Below are 22131 nucleotides of genomic sequence, written 5' to 3'. Positions count from 1 at the left end.
CAAACCCATGAATGAAAAAGAAAAAGAGGCGGTGCAGCTGCCCGACAACGCATTTCGAGAGTTAAGAGCGGGCGAAACGTATGAGCCCGTCATGAAATCTACGCAACAATATCCCGAAGTCAATGCCTGGTCAGTGACGTGGGGCATCCTCATGGCCATTGTCTTCTCGGCCGCAGCCGCCTATCTGGGGCTGAAGGTGGGACAGGTATTCGAGGCCGCCATCCCCATTGCCATCATTGCCGTAGGCGTGTCCACGGCCACCAAGCGTCGCCATGCGCTGGGCGAGAACGTCATCATCCAGAGCATCGGAGCCTGTTCGGGCGTCATCGTGGCCGGTGCCATCTTCACCCTGCCCGCCCTCTACATCATCCAAGCCAAGTATCCCGACGTGACGGTGAGCTTCGTCCAGGTGTTCCTCTCCTCGCTTCTGGGCGGCGTGCTGGGCATTCTGTTCCTCATTCCTTTCCGCAAGTTCTTCGTCAAAGACCAGCATGGCAAGTATCCTTTCCCCGAGGCCACGGCCACCACGCAGGTGCTCGTCTCGGGCGAGAAAGGCGGCTCACAGGCCAAGCCCCTGCTCATGGCCGGCATCATCGGCGGCCTGTACGACTTCTGTGTGGCCACTTTCGGCACTTGGGCCGAGGCATTCTCCACGCGTGCCATCCCTCTCGGTGCCGCCGTGGCCGACAAGGCCAAGCTGGTGTTCAGCATCAACACCTCGGCCGCCGTGCTCGGCCTTGGATTCATCATCGGCCTGAAGTATGCCGCCATCATCTGTGCCGGGTCGGCTTTGGTGTGGTTTGTCATCGTGCCCCTGCTTCCTTTGCTGGGCGATGCCACGCTGCAAGCCCTCAACCCCACTTTTGATCTCACAGCTGCGGGCAGTGTGGCCGATATGGCTCCCGAAGCCATCTTCAAGACCTTTGCCCGTCACATCGGCATCGGCGGCATTGCCATGGCCGGCCTCATCGGCATCGTGAAGCAGTGGGGCATCATCCGCGGAGCCATCGGCTTGGCCGGAAGCGAGTTGCGCGGAGCGTCGGGCACTGATGGTGCAGTGGTTCGCACGCAACGCGACATTCCCATGAAAATCATCGCTGTGGGCGTCATCATGGCCATCGCCGCCACATTTGTCTTCTTCTATGCCGGCGTGGTGCAGTTCAATCTGCTGCATGCCGTGGTGGGCATTCTCGTCATTGGCATCATCGCCTTCCTTTTCACCACCGTGGCGGCCAACGCCATCGCCATCGTAGGAACCAACCCTGTGTCGGGCATGACGCTCATGACGCTCATCCTGGCCAGCGTCATCATGGTGGCCGTAGGGCTGCGCGGGTCGGCCGGCATGGTGGCCGCCTTGGTCATGGGTGGCGTGGTGTGCACGGCCCTCTCCACGGCCGGCGGTTTCATCACCGACCTGAAGATTGGCTATTGGCTCGGCACCACGCCGGCCAAGCAGGAGACTTGGAAGTTTCTCGGCATCCTCGTCAGCGCAGCCACCGTGGGTGGCGTGATGATTATTCTGAACAAGACCTACGGCTTTGTGGGCGACCACGCCCTCGTGGCACCCCAAGCCAACGCCATGGCCGCCGTCATCGAGCCGCTCATGTCGGGTGTCGGCGCCCCCTGGTGGCTCTACGGCTGCGGCGCGTTGCTGGCCCTGACGCTCAACTTTCTGGGCATCCCAGCCCTGGCTTTTGCCTTGGGCATGTTCATCCCCATGGAGCTCAACGCCCCGCTGCTCGTGGGCGGAGCCGTCAACTGGTGGGTCACCACACGCTCACGCGACGCGCAGGTGAACAGCGCGCGCGGCGAGAAAGGCACGCTCCTGGCCAGCGGCTTCATCGCCGGCGGTGCACTGATGGGCGTGGTGAGTGCCCTGCTCAAGTTTGGCGGTATGGACTGCAGTCTGCCTACAAGTTGGACAGAAAGCAGCTGGGCCAGACTCTGCTCGCTGGCCGTCTACCTCGTGCTCATTCTCTATTTCGTGCGTGCCACGAGGAGCACGACCAAGGATCGCGCCTGAAAAATTCGGGAAACAACCATTTCCTGCGGGAAATGTTCTCATGCCATTGTCTTGAGCACATTTCCCGCGGGAAATCTTCATTTCCCGTCGTCTTGAACAAATTTCCTGCGGGAAATCTTCATTTCCCGTCGTCTTGAACAAATTTCCTGCGGGAAATCTTCGCTTCCCGTCGTCTTGAACGAATTTCCCACGGGAAACGTTCACTTCCCAAACAAAACTCGTGAAAATATAAAAGTTAACGACTACAACGGTTATACTATTCCGTGTTGCCCCGAAAACCTTTTAAATAACCACATTCTTAGAGGTTGATTTTAAAGACAACGATAACAACAACAAACAACATAGGGCTGTTGTTTAAAGTTGTTTTTAGTTGTCTTACAGCACATGTGATTGTTTATTACCATGACCAAAGCTATGTGGGTATGAAGCCATATCCATCACTCGGGGCAATTTTCACAAGACGTTTGACAGGGACTATTCCTTGAACATTCCGCGCACCGACCCCATGAAACGGGAGAGACGCTGGGGCTTCAGGTCGCGCCCCACCTGCCGCAAGCGGCTGTAGGCTATGAAAAGGCGGCGGCGCGCACGCGACATGGCCACGTAGAGCTTGCGGGCATCCTCGGCCAGCTGAGCAGGGTTGCCCTCGCTGTAATAGTTGGGAATGCGGCCGTCCACCACGTCGAACACGATTACATTGTCAAATTCCAGCCCCTTGGCCTTGTGAATGGTGGTGACGAAAAGGCGGTCGGCAATGGTTGTGGAGCCACAGAGGTCGGCCTCCTTGAAGGTGTTCATTTCCATGATGTGGCGGTCGAGCTGCTCTTTCAGGGAGGGTTCGCGCGAAGCGTCGATGATGTCGTCGGCCAGAAACCGCAGGATATAGTCCAGCTTTTTCACCTCGGGGCACCATCCCTGCCGACGCAGAGCGTCGTAAAACCGCTGCAACTCGGCCACCACGGCGGGTGCCGCGGCATCCCTGCCGGCGGCCGTGTTGTCGCCGCCCGGCATGTCCTGCCCCTCACTTGCAGCATCGTCCGGCCGCCGGTAGAGCCTGCTCCGGGCATCCTTGAACAGCCCGCCATAGTTTCGGCGCAGCAGCCGGATGCGCTCCTGCACGCCCGGCCGGGCCAGATACTCCTGCTGACTGTCCACCATTTCCTGCGCCCGCCGGCGGCAATAGCCCAGCAGCGACACCGTGGCGTGCACGTCGGCATCGGCCAGATGCGAGTTCTCGCCCTCCAGTTGCAGTTCGCGCAGCAGCATCTTCAGCTTGAAAGCCTTGAGGTCGGGACGCAGCAGACGGATGAGCCGCAGCGAGTCCAAGCACACGGGATGCTCACGCTGCCAGTCGGCCGCGGGCAGACAGCGGCGCAGGTTGTAGTCCATAATGCGGTAGTCGTACTCGGCATTATGGCCCACCAGCACGTCGTTTCCCACAAAGTCGAGAAACCGCTGCAGGGCTTCGGCATGCCCGCAGAGCGTCTGGTGCCGCCGCTCCTCGATGATGGGGTTCACGATGTCGCCCAGCATCCGCGGTATGTCGCGGCCGGTCTCGATGTGCACCGAGAAGCGGGCCACGGTCTTTCCCTGCCTGATGCGCTCGGCGGCAATCTGCACAATGTCGTCCTCGAACACGTTGAGCCCCGTGGTCTCGGTGTCGAACACCACGAGGTCGCCCCCGTCGTAGAGGCGCACAAACTCCTGCACGCAGGTCGTGCCTTCGTAGTCCAGCAGGTCGGTGGGCGAAATGGCCCGAGCCTCGAGCTGGTGCACGAACTGGCGTGCCGAGGCATTCGTCTGGCACACCATCATTCCTTTCATCAGCCGCGACCAGGCCAGGAAGTTGCGGTCGTTGGCCAGCACGCTGAGGTGGGCCAGCAACAGCTTCACCTCGGGCGTGGCAAAGAGGTCGGTTCCCGACACCTTAAAGTGGCTCATGCCCTCCTGCTCCAGCCGCCGGCTCACGGTGTCGGCATCGTTGTTCGACGACACAATGACGGCCGTGGTCTCCTCGCCGTGCCCCTCTGCCAGCGTCCGGGCCAGGCGTGCCACGTCGTCGTATTCGGTCTCCAGCGTGTCACTGCCCACCAGCTGCAGCTCATGGCCCGCGGCCGCACCGCCGCCTTGCGGACGGGGCAGCAGGTCGGGGTCGGAGCCCAGCTCGTTCGTGGCATAGGCATTGAGCAGGTCTACGAGGTATTTGGGCGACCGATGGTTCACGCCAAGATGGTGGATGTGGCCCGTGCAACGCGTCTTGAGCAGCTCCAGCGTCTGCAGCTTGGCCCCCATGAACGAGAAGATGGCCTGCTGCTCGTCGCCCAGATACATCACCGTGGGCCCATCGCCAGTCTGCGTGCCGTCCGTCAGCTCGTCGACAATGGCCAGTTGCAGCAGGTTCAGGTCCTGCACCTCGTCCACCTGCACCCACGGATAGCGGCGGTATGCCCCGCCTGCGCGCAGGGCGGCATAGGTGTAGAGCAGCAGGTCCTCAAAGTCAATCAGGTTGTTCTGCCGCTTGTAGGCCGTGTAGGCATGGGCGTAGCGCATCTTCAGCAGCGTCTGCCGGGCCGTGGGGCGCAGGGCTGCGTCGAAAGCGTCGGCCTCCACCAGGTCGCGATAGAAGTCGTTGTGCTCGTAGATGTCGGCCATGGCTTCGGCCGTGAACGGCCGGTCCTGCAGCCGACAGATGGTGCGCATCACGGCAATGTCGTCGCGTGTGGCACACTCCGGGTGCAGGCGCAGCGGCTTGGGAATGCCCAGTTCCAGCTCGATCATAAGGTGGGCAAAGAACATCACCTGACTGTAATAACGCCGCCGCCGGCCGTCGGTGAGCACGCGTTCCTCCATTTCGTTCATGTACATGGCGATGATGCTCACCGTGGTGTCGTCGTCGATGACGGCGCTTTCGGCCGGCACCAGCCCGTTCTCGAAGAGGAAACGCGAGCAGTAGCGGTGCACGTTGCCCACGAAGATGTCGGCTGCCGCCTCGCCGTCCACGTGGTCGCGAATGCGGTCGCGCATGCCCCGGGCGGCGCGGTTGGTAAACGTCAGGCAGAGCATGTCGCCGTAGACCACGCCGCCGGCGTGCGCCCGTCGGATGCGTTCGGCCAGTATCTGCGTCTTGCCGCAGCCCGGCGGGGCCAGCACCAGATGGCGGCCTGTCTGCGTGTCGATGATGCGTTGCTGGGTGTCGTCGGGCGTCCACCCGGCTGCGGCAGGGTCTTGCATGGCTGGAAAAGGCTTTGTTTTTGAAAGATACGGCGGCGCGCTCACTCCATGAGCACCACCCCGCCCATGGGCTGCAGCGTCAATTTGACCTTGCCGTCCTTGCCCACCTTGAGTTGCCGCAGCTCGGGTTCAGGCCACAGCCGGCCTTTCTTCAGCGGCTTGTCGATGTAGCACGCCACCGTTCGGCCAGCCAGCATGGGCAGGTCGAGGGTAAGCGTGCGCGGCGCGGAGGTGCCGTTGAGGCCGCCCACATACCATTTTCCTCCCGACCGGCGGGCCACAACGGCATACTTCGTGGGGTAGCCGTCGACGAAACGCGTCTCTTCCCAGGTGGTGGGAATGCGGCGCAGGTAGTCCTTCACCAGTGCGGGCAGCGTGTCTGCAACGTCCGGCGTCACCTCCACGCAGTTGACACTGCACTGGTTGGTAATGGCCGTCGCCATTTCAAACACGTCGCTTGTGAAGCGCGGATGGCGGCTGCGGTTGTCCTTGCTCATCATGCGGTTCATGATAATGCCGCCCCAATCGAAGCTGCCCACGGCGTTGCGGGCAAAGGGGTGCATCGTCATGTCGTAGCCCTCGCGCCGTGCCGCCTCCTCGGTGAAGAACACATTCTCGGAAGCCAGGGCCGCCTCGGAGCCCACGAAGTTGGGATACATGCGCTCCCAACCGCGTGGAAGCGTGCAGCCGTGGAAGATAACCTGCAGGCCGTAGTCGTTGGCGTCGCTCAGAATGTCCTCGTAGAGCTGCATGGTCTGCTGCTTGTCGCCGGCGAAGAAGTCCACCTTGATGCCTTTCACGCCAATCTTTTGCAGCCACGCCATCTCGCGCTTGCGGTCCACGGCGCGGTTCATGATGCCGCGCGGGCCCTGAGGCGCGTCGTTCTCGAAGCCGTTGGAGTTGTACCACAGCATCAGGTCCACGCCCTTGGAGCGGGCATAACGCACAAGTTCCTCAATGCGGTCGCGGCCAATCTGTGTGTCCCACCAGTTGTCCACCAGCACATACTCGTAGCCCATGTCGGCCGCCGTGTCGATAAAGCGCACCTGGTCTTCGTAGTTGATGCTCTGGTCCTGCCAGATGAGCCAGCTCCAGGTGTAGCGGCCGGGACGGTAGTCGGCCCGGGCCTCATACTGGGGCTGCACCACGTCGTAGGGGATGGTGGTCTCCACGATGGGGGCCAGCGTCGTGCCCACGGTAAGCGTGCGCCACGGCGTGCTGCCGGGCAGGGCGATGGCGGCCCAGGGCGTTCCGTTGCCGTTCATCTCGCCCTCCTGCGGGTAGGCCACGGTGTAGCCGCTGCCGGGAACGTACTCGCCCAGCCGGCTGCCCACGTACTCGCCCGTCACGCCGGTCTCCGACACGAGCGCCCAGCCGTCGCCGCCCACGCGGAAGAGGCAGGGATAGGTGTAGCCCACGCCGTACTGCGACTTGCGGTCCATCGGTGCATCCGACGAGAACACCTCCTCGTAGCTCGGCTTCGTGCGCTCCCAGCCCGTCATGGGCTGTATCTGCGGCGAGAGAAACGTGGTGGTCTGGGCGGGAAAATTGTAGGCGCTGGCCTCGCCGTAGACCACGGCACACTTGGGGTTGCCGCGCTTGGGGCGGGGCAGCAGGTAGCGGAAGGCCACGTCGTTGTCCGAGACATAGAACTCCACGTCCATCTGCATCCCGTCGCCATTGGCAAAGGAAAAGACGGCCTTGCGCGCCGCCTTGTCCACGGCGGAGCACTTGGTGCGCGTCATGCTGTAGCGTGTCTGCACGCTGCCCTCCACGATTTCGCCCATGGTGAGCCCTTGGGTGAAGTCGGCATAGTTGGTCTTCAGGCCCAGGGCCGACGCGAGCAGCATGGGCCGGCCGCCATAGTCCACACGATAGGTGGGGCGGCCGGCCTCGTCGGCCACGGTCACCACGAGGCGCCCGTCGGGCGAGGTGACGGCCCGTTCGGCTCCCCAAGCCGGCAGGGCGGCCAGGAGAACGAGAGGCGCAAGCAATGATTTATACATGTCGTTCAGCGGGTTACAGGTTTTCTTTCTCTATGTCCTTGAAATAGCGGTAGGTACCCACCTTCAGCTCGTCGCAGGCTGCCTCGTCGGCCACGATGATGCCGTGGCGATGCTGTTGCAGGGCCGAGATGGTCCAAGCCTGGGTCACGGGGCCCTCGACGGCGGCCTGCAGGGCGCGCGCCTTGTGGTGGCCGTTGACCAGAATCATCACTTCACGGGCATCCATCACCGTGCCCACACCCACGGTGAGCGCGCGCCGGGGCACCTTGTTCACGTCGCCCCCGAAGAATCGGCTGTTGGCAATGATGGTGTCGGTGGTGAGCGTTTTCACGCGGGTGCGGCTGCCCAGCGACGAGAAAGGCTCGTTGAAGGCGATGTGACCGTCGGGCCCAATGCCGCCGATGAAGAGGTCTATGCCCCCTGCCTCGGCCATAAGCCGCTCGTAGCGGGCGCACTCGGCCTCCGGGTCGGGAGCGTTGCCGTTGAGGATGTGGACGTTCTCGGGGGCGATGTCGATGTGGTCGAAGAGGTTGCGTGCCATGAAGCTGTGGTAGCTTTCGGGGTGGCTCTCGGCCAGTCCCACGTACTCGTCCATGTTGAAAGTCACCACGTGGGCGAAGCTCACGCGGCCCTCACGGTGGGCCTTCACCAGGGCGGCATACATGCCCTCGGGCGAGCTGCCCGTGGGCAGACCCAGCACAAAGGGGCGTTCGGCCGTGGGGCGGAAACGGTTGATACGGGTGATCACATGCTCGGCAGCCCACTGCGAGAGGCTGTCATAATTGGATTCGATGATGAGTCTCATGATGTTTTTAGCGTTAATGATGCTTGCAAATTTAGCAAAAAACGGCGAATCTCCCAAGCCGCAGCCCGCCAAATTGGCCCCGCGGCCCGGCGGTCTCCCTGCCGGCACGCCGCCAAGGCCCTGCGACAACGCCGCAAACGCCGCGCGATTGCGCCGCAACGGCCGCGCGAAAACGGTGTAATCGCGCGGCCGTTACACCGTAAAGCTCAAGCCGTTACGACCCCATCGAAAAACGGCTGCCCGGTCCCCGCCCCACTCCGGCCGGCCGGCGGCGCCTGCACGGGCTCTTAAACGCGAAAACGCCCGGACGTCACGTCCAGGCGTTTTCTACTTCTTGAATGTTTCAGCAATTTGTTTTTTATGTAGTTATGATTTTAGAAATCTATGGAATGCTGCGTTGTTTTGATGATGCAAAGTTAGGGATTAAATTGATTGAAGTCAAAAACGGGCCTTTCTTTTTCCCGAAAAACTACGCAAACGTTTACGAAAAAGAAACGCCGGATTTGCCCGATGCGTGAAAAAAAGTGGGCGGCCGGAGCCGATTGTCCCATCTTTTCTGTACCTTTGCACCTATATAACCATCTCAGAAATGAAGGAATTTGTAATCTCTGAAGTCAAGGCCGAGACCGCCGTCCTCGTGGGACTCATCACCCCCGGACAGGACGAGGCCAAGACAAAAGAATATCTGGACGAGCTGGAATTCCTGGCCGACACGGCCGGCGCCGTCACCGTGAGGCGGTTCACACAGCGCGTGGGCGGGCCCAGCGCCGTGACCTACGTGGGCAAGGGCAAGCTCGAGGAAATCCGGCAATACATCAAAGACGAGGAGGAGAACGAGCGCGAGGTGGGCATGGTCATCTTCGACGACGAGCTTTCGGCCAAGCAAATGCGCAACATAGAGAACGCCTTGCAGGTGAAAATACTCGACCGCACGTCGCTCATCCTCGACATTTTCGCCATGCGGGCCCAGACGGCCAACGCCAAGACGCAGGTGGAGCTGGCCCAATACCGCTACATGCTGCCCCGCTTGCAGCGGCTCTGGACCCACCTGGAACGCCAGGGCGGCGGCTCGGGATCGGGTGGCGGCAAGGGTTCCGTGGGCCTGCGCGGCCCGGGCGAGACCCAGCTGGAGATGGATCGCCGCATCATCCTCCAGCGCATCACCCTGCTGAAGCAGCGGCTCGTGGAGATAGACCGGCAGAAGACCACCCAGCGCAAGAACCGCGGACGGCTCATCCGCGTGGCTCTCGTGGGCTATACCAACGTGGGCAAGTCCACCATCATGAACCTGATGGCCAAGAGCGAGGTGTTTGCCGAGGACAAACTCTTTGCCACGCTCGACACCACGGTGCGCAAGGTGGTGGTGGAGAACCTGCCGTTCCTGCTGGCCGACACCGTGGGCTTCATCCGCAAGCTGCCCACCGACCTGGTCGACTCGTTCAAATCCACGCTCGACGAGGTGCGCGAGGCCGACCTGCTGCTCCACGTGGTCGACATTTCGCACCCCGACTTCGAGGAGCAAATCGAGGTGGTGAACCAGACGCTGAAAGAGCTGGACTGCGCCGAGAAGCCCACCATGATGGTCTTCAACAAGACCGACAAATACCGATGGGTGGACAAGGAGCCCGACGACCTCACGCCCGAGACCCGCGAAAACGTGACGCTCGACGAGCTGAGACGCACGTGGATGGCCCGGCTCGAGGACAACTGCCTCTTTATCTCGGCCAAGCAAAAGGACAACGTGGACGAGTTCCGCAACACGCTCTACCGCCGTGTGCGCGAGCTGCACGTGCAGAAATATCCCTACAACGAATTCCTCTACCCGGTGGAAGATTAGCCTCCTCCTTGCCCCTCCCATGGGATAGGGAGGGCCATGCGGCGGGGCCGCACCGTGCCTGGGAAACCATGAACTACAAATAGCAACCATTTACAACCGTGGCCGGAGACGGCCCCTCCCTCGGAGGGGCTTGCAGAGGCCCCATTCATCATGCAATACCGCAAGCTGACCGACAACGAAATCATGGTCCTCGAAGACCGCAACTGCTGGGCCGAGGACTGGAACAACATCAATGTGGCCGAGGATTTCCTGCCCAACTACATGCACCGAGTGATGCTTTACGGCGAGGTGAACATCGGCGTGTTCGAGCGCAACGTGGAGGTGAGCAAGGATTTCTACAAGCATTCGGGCATCAACAACGCCACGCTGCGCAACGTGACCGTGGGCGACAACTGCCTCATCGAGAACATCGGCAACTACATCAACAACTACACCATCGGCGACGACTGCTACATCTCCAACATTTCGACGCTGGAAACCACCGAGGGCGCCACCTACGGCGAGGGCAACCTCATCTCCGTGCTCAACGAGGTGGGCGACGGCAATCTCATCCTCTTCCGCCATCTGAACAGCCAGTTCGCCGCCTTCATGGTGAAACACTTCCGCGACCGCGACCTCCGCGACCCCATCCGCCGCCTCATCCGCGAGGAGATAGCGGCCTGCACGCCCGAACGGGGCACCATCGGCGACCGAGTGAAGATTGTGAACACCAAGGAGATTACCAACTCGGTCATCTGCGACGACTGCGAAATCAACGGCGCGGCGCGCCTCAGCGACACCACCATCCTCTCCTCGCCCAACGCCAACGTGTATGTGGGCACGGGTGTCATCTGCGAAAATTCCATCATCAGCGACGGCTCGAGCATCATCAATTCGGTGAAGATGCAGGACTGCTTCGTGGGCGAGGCCTGCCAAATCAGCAACGGCTTCACGGCCTCGGCCAGCGTGTTCTTTGCCAACAGCTACATGAGCAACGGCGAGGCCTGTGCCGCTTTCTGCGGCCCGTTCACTGCCAGCCACCACAAGAGCTCGCTGCTCATCGGCGGCATGTTCAGCTTCTACAACGCCGGTTCGGCCACCAACTTCTCCAACCACGCCTACAAGATGGGGCCCATGCACTGGGGAATACTGGAGCGCGGCACCAAGACGGCCAGCGGCGCCTATCTGCTCATGCCGGCCAACATCGGCACATTCAGCGTGTGCTTCGGCAAGCTGATGCACCACCCCGACACGCGCAACCTGCCCTTCTCCTACCTCATTGCCTACGGCGACACGATGTATCTCTCGCCGGGACGCAACATCACCACCGTGGGCCTCTACCGTGACATCCGCAAATGGCCCAAGCGCGACGTGCGCCCGCAGGGCTCGCAGAAGAGCATCGTCAACTTCGACTGGCTCTCTCCGTTCTCCGTGGGCGAGATCATCAAGGGCAAGAAGATACTCGAAGACCTGCGCGATGCCTCGGGCGAGGACGTGTCGAGCTACAATTTCCACGAGTATGTCATCAATGCCTCGTCGCTGAAAAAGGGCATCAAGTACTACGACATCGCCCTGCGCATCTACATGGGGGCCGTGCTCAAACGCGTGCGAAAGCGCGACCCGGAGCTCTGCGCCCCCGAAACGACGGTGGGACTGGGCGACTGGAACGACCTCTCGGGGCTGCTCATGCCCGCCTCGGAGGAGCAACGGCTCATCGACGACATCAAGAACGGCACGCTCGACAGCATTGACGGCATCACGAGCCGCTTTGAAGACATCAACGCGCACTACCGCGAATACCAGTGGGCATGGACTCACCGGCTCATCCTCGACTACTACGGGCTCGACCGCCTCACCCCCGAAGCCACCCAACGCATCAAGGCCGACTACGTGTCGGCACGCCGCACATGGATAGCCGAGATACGCAAGGACGCCGAAAAAGAGTATCGCATGGGCGACGTGGAGCGGGAGGTGCTCGACAATTTTGTGAACAGCCTCGACCACGAAACCGATTTTGAGGACTAAAACAACCATCACATCATGACACTTAAAACCATTATCGCCGCTGCCGCCCTGCTGCTCGCCACCGCCGCGCAGGGCCAGGGCTTCCATTACGACACCGTGAAGGGCGACCCCATGCAGGCCCGCCTCTACACCCTCGGCAACGGTCTCAGGGTCTATCTCTCCGTGAACAAGGAGAAACCCCGGCTGCAAACCTACATCGCCGTGCGCACCGGCTCGCGCAACGACCCCGCCGAGACCACCGGCCTGGCCCACTATCTGGAGCATTTGATGTTCAAGGGCACCACCCATTTCGGCTCCAGCAACACGGCGGCCGAGGCTCCCCTGCTCGACTCCATCCAGAACCGCTTCGAGGCCTACCGGCTGCTCAAGGAGCCCGCAGCCCGCAAACAGGCCTACCACGAGATAGATTCCATCTCGCAGCTGGCCGCCCAATACAACATCCCCAACGAGTACGACAAGCTCATGGCCGCCATCGGATCGGAGGGCAGCAACGCCTATACGAGCAACGACGTGACCTGCTACGTGGAGGACATTCCCGCCAATGAGATCGAGAACTGGGCGCGCATCCAGAGCGACCGCTTCAAGAACATGGTGGTGCGAGGGTTCCACACGGAGCTGGAGGCCGTCTACGAGGAGTTCAACATCGGACTGAGCAACGACGGGCAAAAGGCCTGGGTGGCCCTCAGCAAGAAGCTGTTCCCCACCCATCCCTACGGCACGCAGACCACGATCGGCACGCAGGAACATCTGAAGAACCCCTCCATCCTCAACATCAAGAACTATTTCAACCGCTATTACGTGCCCAACAACGTGGCCATCTGCATGGCCGGCGACTTCGACCCCGACCGGGTGATGGCCATTATCGACAAGTATTTCGGCGACTGGAAGCAGAGTTCCACCCTCTCGCGCCCGGAGTACGCCCCTATGGCCACGCCCGTTGCGCCCATGGACACCACCGTGGTGGGGCTGGAAGCCGAGAACCTGCTGATAGGCTGGCGGACTGAAGAGGCCGCCAGCGCCCAGGCCGACACGCTGCGTGTCATCGCCGACATGCTGGCCAACGGCAAGGCCGGACTCTTCGACGTGAACCTGAACCTGCCCATGCGGGTGCAGGGAGCAGGCGCCTACTACGAGGGAATGCACGACTACGGGCTGTTCCTGCTCCAGGCCGTGCCCAAGGACGGCCAGAGCCTCGAAGTCGTGAAAGACCTGCTGCTACAAGAGATTGCCAAGCTCAAACAGGGCCGCTTTGCCGACGACCTGCTGCCGGCCGTGGTGAGCAACCTGAAACTCGACTACTACAAGTCGCTGCAAAGCAACAAGTCGCGCGCCTCCAAGTTTGTAGATGCCTTCATCAACGAGCAGCCGTGGGCCGACCAGGTGCATGCCCTCGACCGCATTGCGAAGATGACCAAGCGGCAGATTGTGGACTTCGCCAACCGCTTCCTCACCGACGGCTACGTGGCCGTCTACAAACGTCAGGGCAACGACACCACCATACACAAGATAGAGAAGCCCGCCATTACGCCCATTCCTACGAACAACGACAAGCAGAGCGAGTTCCTCCGCGAAGTGCTGGACAGCAAGGCCGCACCCATCCAACCCCGCTTCGTCGACTTCAAGACGGACCTGGACGTGAGCCATCCCACGCCTCAGTCGCACATGCTCTACAAGCAGAACACCGAAGACGGGCTCTTCCGCCTGGAGTTCGACTACCCCGTGGGCAACGAAAAATCGCAGGTGCTCGGCATGGCACAGACCCTCATCGACTATGCCGGCACGGACAGGCAGAGTGCCAACGACATCAAGCGCGCCTTTTACAAGTTGGCGTGCGACTTCAACGTGCATGTGTCGGCCAACCACACCCGTCTCGCACTCAGCGGGCTCGACGAGAACATGCCGCAAGCCCTCGCGCTCATGGCCGGCCTCATCGAGCATGCCCGGATGGGCAGCCGCGACTATCAGACCGTGGTGGAGCTGATACGGAAGTCGCGCGAGGACAGCAAGGCCAACCAGAGAGCCAACTTCAACGCCCTGCGCAACTACGGCACATACGGTGCTTTCAACCCCACGCGCAACCGCATGAGCGCACAGGCCATGAAGAAAACCACGGGCAACCAGCTGTTGCAAGCGCTGAAAACGCTCTACAGCCTACCGCAGAAAACCGTCATGTACTACGGCCCCTCCAGCCAGGCCGACGTGCTGGCCCTCGTGCAGAAGCATGCCCCGAGCCGGAAGCCCGCGGGCACGCTGGAGACCGGACGCCAGGAATACCAGGCCCAGCCCACGCCGAAGAACGAGATTTGGCTGGCCCCCTACGATGCCAAGAACATCTACATGATGCAGTATCACAACGAGGACAGAGCGTGGACACCGGCCAACGCTCCCGTCAACGCCCTGTTCAACGAATACTTCGGCGGCGGCATGAACGCCATCGTGTTTCAGGAACTGCGCGAGGCCCGAGGCCTGGCCTACTCGGCAGCAGCCCGCTACAACGAGCCTTGGCGACGGAAAGACAAGGAAGATTTCTACACTTACATCATTACGCAGAACGACAAGATGATGGACTGCATCCACGAGTTCAACCACCTGCTCGACAGCATGCCCGCCCGACAGGCCGGCTTCGACCTGGCCAAGCAGAGCCTGCTCAAGTCGCTGGCCACCGCCCGAACCACCCGTTTCGACGTGCTCGACGCCTACATGACGGCACAGGACCGCGGACTCGACTACGACATCAACCAGACCATCTACGACCGTCTGCCCGCACTGCAGCTCGACGACCTCGTGAAGTTTGCCGCCGAGCGCATTGCCGGCAAGCCTTTCCGCTACCTCATTCTGGGCGACGAGCAGAATCTGGACATCAAGAGTCTGGAGAAAATAGCCCCCATACGCCGCCTCACCACCCGGGAAATCTTCGGCTACTAAGCAACAACACCTATTATTATATCAAAAGCATTATCATTATGGCTAACAAAGTAGATTTCAAGTATGCGCCCATGTTCCAGACGGGCAAGGACGAAACGGAGTACCGGCTGCTGAGCAAAGAGGGCGTCAGTACGGCCGAGTTCGAGGGCAAGGAGATACTCAAGGTCTCCAAGGAAGCCCTCACGCTGCTGGCCCAGCAGGCCTTCCACGACTGTGAGTTCATGCTGCGCCGCGCCCACAACGAGCAGGTGGCCGCCATTCTGAAAGACAAGGATGCCTCGGAGAACGACAAATACGTGGCCCTGCAGTTCCTGCGCAATGCCGAGACGGCCGTCAAGGGCGTGCTGCCTTTCTGCCAGGACACGGGCACGGCCATCATCCACGGCGAGAAAGGGCAGCGCGTGTGGACCGACTTCGAGGACGAGGAAGCCCTGAGCCGCGGCGTGTTCAACACTTTCACGGAGGAAAACCTGCGCTATTCGCAGAATGCTCCGCTCAACATGTACGACGAGGTGAACACCCGCTGCAACCTGCCCGCCCAGATAGACATCGAGGCCACGGAGGGCGAGGAGTACCGCTTTGTCATGGTGGCCAAGGGCGGCGGCTCGGCCAACAAGACCTACTTCTACCCCATGACCAAGGCCACCATCCAGAACGAGGGCACGCTGCTGCCGTTCCTCGTGGAAAAGATGAAGAGCCTCGGCACGGCCGCCTGCCCACCCTACCACATCTGCTTTGTCATCGGCGGCACATCGGCCGAGAAGAATCTGCTCACCGTGAAGCTCGGCAGCATCAAGTATTACGACAACCTGCCCACCACCGGAGACGAGACCGGCCGCGCCTTCCGCGACACAGACCTGGAGCAGAAGCTCCTCGCCGAGGCCCACAAGATTGGGCTGGGCGCCCAGTTCGGCGGCAAATATCTGGCCCACGACATCCGCGTCATCCGGCTGCCACGCCACGGGGCCAGCTGCCCCATCGGCATGGGCGTGAGCTGCTCGGCCGACCGCAACATCAAAGCCAAGATTAACCGCGACGGCATCTGGATAGAGAAGATGGACACCAACCCCTCGGAACTCATCCCCGAAGAGCTGCGCCGGCCGGGCGAGGGAGCCAAGGGCATAGAGATTGACCTGGACAAGGGCATGGATGCCGTGCGGGCCGAGCTCACGAAGTATCCCGTTTCGACCCGCGTGAGCCTCAAGGGCACCATCATCGTGGCCCGCGACATTGCCCACGCCAAGCTCAAGGCCCGCCTCGACGCCGGCGAAGACCTGCCCCAGTATTTCAAGGACTATCCCGTGCTCTACGCCGGCCCGGCCAAGACCCCGGAGGGCTATCCCTGCGGCTCGATGGGTCCGACCACGGCCAACCGCATGGACCCCTACGTAGACGAGTTCCAGGATCACGGCGGCAGCCTGGTGATGATTGCCAAGGGCAACCGCACGCAGGTGGTGACCGATGCCTGCCAGAAACACGGCGGTTTCTATCTGGGCACCATCGGCGGCGTGGCTGCCGTGCTTTCGCAGTCGAGCATCAAGAGCATCGAGTGCGTGGAATATCCCGAGCTCGGCATGGAAGCCATCTGGAAGATTACGGTGGAAGACTTCCCCGCCTTCATCCTCGTGGACGACAAGGGACACGACTTCTTCAAGGAGCTGAAGCCCTGGACAGGCTGCGGCTGCTAAGACCGGGCGCGCGGTCGCGCCTTTGAACCTTTCGGAACTTCCCGCAAGCCTCCCGGCAATTCATTTGAGGCTTTCGGGAAGTTCCGAAAGCCTCCCAGCGATTCATTTGACGCTTGCGGGAGCCCCGCAAAGCTCCCAGCCATTCCTTGCATGGCATCGACGTAGGAATCGTCCTCCATGCCGGCCCCGCACGCCCGTCAAGGCGTCCCAAACACCCGCACGGAGCAGAAAGTTTAAGAACGTTATTTTCAAGAGGATAATTTCCACGTTCCGATTTTTGTTTGTAACTTTGCGCACCAAGAGCCAATGGCGTAAACACAAAAAACAACCAATAAATTTATGAGTAAGCAAACAGAGAAGATTAAGGAGCTCGTTGCCAAGCGTGAGCAAGCCCGGCTGGGCGGTGGCGAGAAAGCCATCGAGAAGCAGCATGCCCGCGGCAAATACACGGCCCGCGAGCGCATCGAAATGCTTGTAGACAAGGACAGCTTCGAGGAGTACGACATGTTCAAGCTCCACCGCTGCCACAACTTCGGTATGGAGAAGAAGCAGTTCCTCGGCGACGGTGTGGTGGCCGGTTCGGCAACGGTCGACGGCCGCTTGGTCTACGTCTATGCACAGGACTTCACCGTCAACGGCGGTTCGCTCTCGGAGACCATGGCCCAGAAGATATGCAAGGTGATGGACATGGCCGTGCAGAACGGCGCTCCCGTCATCTGCATGAACGACTCGGGCGGCGCCCGCATCCAGGAGGGCATCTCTGCCCTGGCCGGATATGGCGAAATCTTCGAGCGCAACATCCTGGCCTCGGGCGTCATCCCGCAGATCTCGGCCATCATGGGCCCGTGTGCCGGTGGTGCCGTCTACTCCCCCGCCCTCACCGACTTTATCCTCATGACCGAGGGCACGAGCTACATGTTCCTCACCGGCCCGAAAGTGGTGAAGACCGTCACCGGCGAGGAGATCGACTCCGAGCATCTGGGCGGCGCCAGCGTGCACGCCAGCAAGAGCGGCGTGACCAGCTTCACGGCCAAGACCGAGGAGGAGGCCATGGACATGCTGAAAAAGCTGCTGAGCTATATCCCCTCCAACAACAGCGAGGAGGCCCCGCGCGTGGAATGCACCGACCCCATAGACCGCAAGGAGGACTTGCTGAACGACATCCTGCCCGACGACCCCAACAAGGCCTACGACATGTACAAGGTGATTACGGCCGTGACCGACAACGGCGAGTTCTTCGAGGTGCAGCCCAAGTTTGCCAAAAACATCATCACCGGCTTCGCCCGCTTCAACGGCCAGAGCGTGGGCATCGTGGCCAACCAGCCCTCTGCCTATGCCGGCGTGCTCGATACCAATGCCAGCCGCAAGGGCGCCCGCTTCGTGCGCTTCTGCGACGCTTTCAACATTCCCATTGTGAGCCTCGTCGATGTGCCCGGTTTCCTGCCCGGCACCGGCCAGGAATACAACGCCGTGATTCTGCACGGAGCCCAGCTGCTCTACGCCTACGGTGAGGCCACCGTGCCCAAGATCACCATCAACCTGCGCAAGAGCTACGGCGGCAGCCACATCGTGATGGGCTGCAAGCAGCTGCGTGCCGACCTGAACTTTGCATGGCCCACGGCCGAGATTGCCGTGATGGGCGCCTCGGGTGCCGTTGCTGTGCTCTGCGGCAAGGAGGCCAAGCAAGTGAAAGAAGAGGGCGGCGACGTGAAAGCATTCCTCGCCGAGAAAGAGGACGAGTACACAGAGAAGTTTGCCAATCCCTATCAGGCAGCCCAGTTCGGCTACATTGACGATGTGATCGAGCCGCGCAACACCCGCTTCCGCATCTGCCGCGCACTGGCTCAGCTTGCCCACAAGCGCCAAAATCTGCCGGCCAAGAAGCACGGCTGCATGCCGATGTAATCAAAGATGAACAAATATTGGTATTATGGATCAAAACATATATGCAGCCATAGCCCTGGCCCTTTACGAGTATCAGGGCAATAACGTTCACGACAAGGAGCCGGGAATCATCACCATCAAGCCCAAGCAGACGATGTGGGACGCCAAGTTCCTTTCATTCACCGCAAAACCATAAACAAGATGAAAGCATTCAAATATACCATCGACGGGAAAGAATATCAGGTCGAGATAGGCAACATCAACGAGGAGAGCCGCATGGCCAACGTGAAAGTCAACGGCAAGGAGTTCGAGGTGGGGCTTGAGAAGACCGAAGAGCCCGAGAAGAAGAAGCCGGTGCTGGGCAAGCCCGTGGCGCAGGAATCCAACGACGAGCCCGCCGCAGCCGCCAATGTCAACACCGCCAACGCCGTGAAAGCCCCGCTGCCCGGCACCATCACCGCCATCAACGTCAACGTGGGCGACGAGGTGCAGGCCGGCGATGCCGTGCTCGTGCTCGAGGCTATGAAGATGGCCAACAACATCGAAGCCGAGAAAGCCGGCAAGGTGACAGCCGTCTGCGTCAAGGTGGGACAGAGCGTCATGGAAGACGAACCCCTCTTCGTGGTGGAGTAAATCCGCCATCCCCGGAGTAGTCAAATAGTTTTAAAACGCCCGTTTTTGTGTGAATTCATGCAAAAACGGGCGTTTTTTCAGTGAAAAGTCGTACCTTTGCACCCATAACTTTAACTTAGGATAAGTGCATCATGGTCAAAAAGAAGGTTTTATTCATCAATCAGGAGATTGCTCCCTATGTGCCCGAGACAGAAATGTCCTTGATGGGATGTAACCTGCCCCAAAAGATACAGGACGGCGGATTCGAGATTCGCACTTTCATGCCCAAGTGGGGGGCCATCAACGAACGCCGCGGACAGTTGCACGAAGTCATCCGTCTCTCGGGCATGAACCTGATTATTGACGACACCGACCACCCGCTCATCATCAAGGTGGCAAGCATTCCCGTGTCGCGCCTTCAAGTTTATTTCATCGACAACGAAGACTATTTCCTGCATCGTCAGGCCATGACCGAAGACGAGACCGGTGCTGAATATCCCGACAATGGCGAGCGTGCCATCTTCTTTGCACGCGGCGTGCTCGAAACGGTGAAGAAGCTGCGCTGGACTCCCGACGTGGTGCAGTGCCAGGGATGGATGGCTGCCGTCGTCCCCCTGTACATCAAAACCGCCTACCATGAGGATCCTTCGTTCGCCAATACCAAGGTGGTGACCTCACTTTTCCACCATCAGTTCAAGACCGACCTTGGCGACAACTTCAAGCGTTGCGTGGAGTTTCGCGATGCCAAGGCCGAGTTGCTGAAGCCCTACGCCGAGAAATTCGACTTCATGGAACTGGGCAAGATGGCCATCGACTATAGCGATGCCGTTGTCGAAGCCAGTCAGGATGTGAATGCCGACTTGCTGAAGTATGCCCGCGGCAAAGGTCTGCCCGTACTCGACTACCCCGGCGAAGACAATGCCTCTGCCTACCAAGCACTCTACGAAAAGATTTTAGGCGAGTAGCCGGCGGCTTGAACACCCCATGCCACGCCGTTCCACGCACGAATCACTTCCCTCACCCACGACAAACGACACATGAAATTAAAATACTTTGCAGGATTAGCCCTCGTCGCACTTGCCATGACGGCCTGCGACGATACGACCGAGAGCATCGGTTCCTCACTGGCCAGCGACGGCATATCCATCGAGACCGACACATTCGACGTGGCAACCCGCTCCATCGTAGCCGACTCTGTGCTCTCCCGCAACGCCACAGGCTATCTGGGCAAAGTGAGGGATCCGGAAACCGGAGCCTACATTACCGGCGACTTCATGGCCCAGTTCAACAGCCTGGAAAACTATGAGTTTCCCCCGTTGGATAGTCTTGTCACCTACGATGCGCAGGGCAACCGCGTGTTCGGAAGCAAGGGCACCATCAAGGTCGACTCCTGCGAAATACGCCTTTTCTATTCCAAGTCCTACGGTGACACCACGCAGACCATGAAAATCACGGCCTACGAAATGGACAAGGCCATGAACGAAGACCGCAACTATTACAGCAACTTCGACCCCATGACCAATGGCTACGTGCGCAAGGACGGCTTGCACAAGGATAAGGTGTACAATCTTGTGGACTACAACGTGGCCAAGAACAAACGCGACACGGTGGGCTACACCCCCTACATCAACATCAAACTCAACGAAGCCTACACTGACAAGAACGGCCGTCAATACAATAACTACGGCTCCTACGTCATGCAGAGCTATTACGATCACCCGTCCTACTTCAAGAATGCCTATACTTTCCGCAATAACGTGGTGCCGGGATTTTTCTTCAAGCAGCGCAGCGGGTTGGGCAATATGGCCTATATCAACAACTCTCAGCTCAACATCTACTTCAAGTACAAGGGGCAGGTGGCCTACACCGACTCGGTGGGCGGCAAGGCCGTAAAACAATACCGCGACACCATATACGATGGCATCACCGTGTTCTGGGGCACGGAAGAAGTGCTGCAGACCACCACTATCACCAACGACCGGCAGACCATATCCCAGTTGGCGGCCGACAAGAGCTGCACCTACCTGAAGACACCCGCCGGACTCTTCACCGAAATGACGCTCCCCGTGGCCGAGATCATGAAAGGCCATGAGAAAGACACCGTCACCTCTGCCAAGGTGACTCTGCAGCGCATCAACAACACCACGACAAGCAACTATGCTTTCGACGTGCCCCAGACAATACTCATGATTCCCAAGGATTCGCTTTATTCTTTCTTCGAGAACGGCGAACTCTACAACAACAAGAACTCTTACGTGGCCACATGGAGCTACAAGAAGAGCAGAACCGCCCCGTCCTACAACAACAGCTACACGTTCAACAACATCTCCGGCATGATTTCCACCATGTACCACAGCTATCAGAATGGCAGCAAGTCGGCCGACTGGAACAAGGTAGTGCTCGTGCCCGTAACGCTGACCACAACCAAGGCATCGTCCAGTTCAGGCACCACAACGTCCAAGGTCACCAAGGTCACCAACGACATGTCGCTCACCAGCACGCGCCTCGTCAAGGGTACAGCCGCCAACAGCCCCATCAAGATCAGCGTCATTTACAGCAAGTTCAAGTAAGCCATGGCCGACAACTTTCTGGAACGCCACCGGCAGGATTATGAGGCGCGCAAGGCTGCATGGCTCAAAAACAAGCGGCACGCACCACGTGTGAAGCGCAAGCCCAACAAGCCGGAAAGCCAAGATTAGCTCCCCCACAGGCAGCGTTGGAAACCAAAATCCCAAACGGAGATTGGGAAGTCATGGCGAAAAAACCACCCTTGTCGCCAAGACACATGATCAAAAGAAAGGACAAAGAGGCAGGACAACGACAAAAACATTGTCGCGGCAAGTTACGAAATTCGTTATCAACACAAATTTTTAAATCGGCTTTTTGATGGAAGGTGGGGTAACGGCTCCATTGAAAGAAATTGCTGGATTCCCTGCTGGCAGTATATTGCACGAAAGAACTCATCACTGAATGATATAAGTTGGTGGTTAAAAATTGGCCTGTACAATCCTTTCTTTACTGGAATTTAGCCTACGTGAGACGCGACTCTTCGGCCGTCAGGATGTCCATAACACCCGCAACTGTTTCAATCCACGCGCCTACGTGAGACGCGACAA

General features: G+C 59.8%; 15 protein-coding genes. 12 read left to right on the top strand and 3 right to left on the bottom strand.

Going from position 1 to position 22131, the window contains the following annotated elements:
- The first annotated feature begins 7 nt into the window (after positions 1 to 7).
- Positions 8 to 2023, top strand: a complete 2016-nt coding sequence (locus L888_RS0107205) for an OPT family oligopeptide transporter (RefSeq protein ID WP_027952404.1) — start codon at positions 8 to 10, stop codon at positions 2021 to 2023.
- Between the two features lie 474 nt (positions 2024 to 2497).
- Here L888_RS0107205 and L888_RS0107200 read toward each other — a convergent pair whose 3' ends face one another.
- From L888_RS0107200 to nagB, 3 genes are read right to left on the bottom strand one after another with little or no spacing between them, the layout of a single operon-like run.
- Positions 2498 to 5254, bottom strand: a complete 2757-nt coding sequence (locus L888_RS0107200; protein ID WP_027952403.1) for a 3'-5' exonuclease — start codon at positions 5252 to 5254, stop codon at positions 2498 to 2500.
- A gap of 41 nt (positions 5255 to 5295) precedes the next feature.
- Positions 5296 to 7260: a glycoside hydrolase family 97 protein gene (locus tag L888_RS0107195; RefSeq protein ID WP_027952402.1), complete on the bottom strand. Its 1965-nt coding sequence runs from the start codon at positions 7258 to 7260 to the stop codon at positions 5296 to 5298.
- A 13-nt stretch (positions 7261 to 7273) separates the two neighbouring features.
- Positions 7274 to 8065: a glucosamine-6-phosphate deaminase gene (gene nagB / locus L888_RS0107190; RefSeq protein WP_027952401.1), complete on the bottom strand. Its 792-nt coding sequence runs from the start codon at positions 8063 to 8065 to the stop codon at positions 7274 to 7276.
- A 368-nt stretch (positions 8066 to 8433) separates the two neighbouring features.
- Here nagB and L888_RS14460 point away from each other — a divergent pair, with 368 nt between their 5' ends.
- The 11 genes from L888_RS14460 (at position 8434) to L888_RS14875 (ending at position 21714) form a co-directional block, all read left to right on the top strand.
- Complete coding sequence (locus tag L888_RS14460) at positions 8434 to 8583, top strand: hypothetical protein (RefSeq protein WP_154648469.1); 150 nt, start codon at positions 8434 to 8436, stop codon at positions 8581 to 8583.
- Between the two features lie 71 nt (positions 8584 to 8654).
- Positions 8655 to 9902 carry a GTPase HflX gene (gene hflX, locus L888_RS0107180; RefSeq protein ID WP_027952400.1) on the top strand — a complete coding sequence of 416 codons (1248 nt, stop codon included), beginning with the start codon at positions 8655 to 8657 and terminating at the stop codon, positions 9900 to 9902.
- Between the two features lie 150 nt (positions 9903 to 10052).
- Positions 10053 to 11906: a DUF4954 family protein gene (locus L888_RS0107175; RefSeq protein ID WP_005846152.1), complete on the top strand. Its 1854-nt coding sequence runs from the start codon at positions 10053 to 10055 to the stop codon at positions 11904 to 11906.
- 15 nt (positions 11907 to 11921) lie between these two features.
- Positions 11922 to 14831 carry a M16 family metallopeptidase gene (locus L888_RS0107170; protein WP_027952399.1) on the top strand — a complete coding sequence of 970 codons (2910 nt, stop codon included), beginning with the start codon at positions 11922 to 11924 and terminating at the stop codon, positions 14829 to 14831.
- A 38-nt stretch (positions 14832 to 14869) separates the two neighbouring features.
- On the top strand, positions 14870 to 16519 hold the full coding sequence (locus tag L888_RS0107165; protein ID WP_005846147.1) for a fumarate hydratase: 1650 nt from the start codon (positions 14870 to 14872) through the stop codon (positions 16517 to 16519).
- Positions 16520 to 16858: 339 nt separating this feature from the next.
- Positions 16859 to 18424, top strand: a complete 1566-nt coding sequence (locus L888_RS0107160; RefSeq protein ID WP_005846144.1) for an acyl-CoA carboxylase subunit beta — start codon at positions 16859 to 16861, stop codon at positions 18422 to 18424.
- A gap of 25 nt (positions 18425 to 18449) precedes the next feature.
- Positions 18450 to 18599: a hypothetical protein gene (locus L888_RS14660; protein WP_169732671.1), complete on the top strand. Its 150-nt coding sequence runs from the start codon at positions 18450 to 18452 to the stop codon at positions 18597 to 18599.
- 5 nt (positions 18600 to 18604) lie between these two features.
- On the top strand, positions 18605 to 19036 hold the full coding sequence (locus L888_RS0107150; RefSeq protein ID WP_005846140.1) for a biotin/lipoyl-containing protein: 432 nt from the start codon (positions 18605 to 18607) through the stop codon (positions 19034 to 19036).
- A 131-nt stretch (positions 19037 to 19167) separates the two neighbouring features.
- Positions 19168 to 19980: a glycogen/starch synthase gene (locus tag L888_RS0107145; protein ID WP_027952398.1), complete on the top strand. Its 813-nt coding sequence runs from the start codon at positions 19168 to 19170 to the stop codon at positions 19978 to 19980.
- Between the two features lie 72 nt (positions 19981 to 20052).
- Positions 20053 to 21585: a DUF4270 domain-containing protein gene (locus tag L888_RS0107140; protein ID WP_027952397.1), complete on the top strand. Its 1533-nt coding sequence runs from the start codon at positions 20053 to 20055 to the stop codon at positions 21583 to 21585.
- A gap of 3 nt (positions 21586 to 21588) precedes the next feature.
- Positions 21589 to 21714 (top strand): hypothetical protein, encoded by a 126-nt coding sequence (locus L888_RS14875; RefSeq protein WP_005846135.1) that lies wholly within the window; start codon positions 21589 to 21591, stop codon positions 21712 to 21714.
- The last annotated feature ends 417 nt before the right edge of the window (positions 21715 to 22131 follow it).

Origin of the sequence: Hallella seregens ATCC 51272 (assembly GCF_000518545.1) — a bacterium.
In the GTDB taxonomy this organism is placed as follows: domain Bacteria; phylum Bacteroidota; class Bacteroidia; order Bacteroidales; family Bacteroidaceae; genus Prevotella; species Prevotella seregens.
The sequence above is the reverse complement of the archived record's forward strand: the minus strand, read 5'-3'. Positions and strand labels throughout refer to the sequence as shown.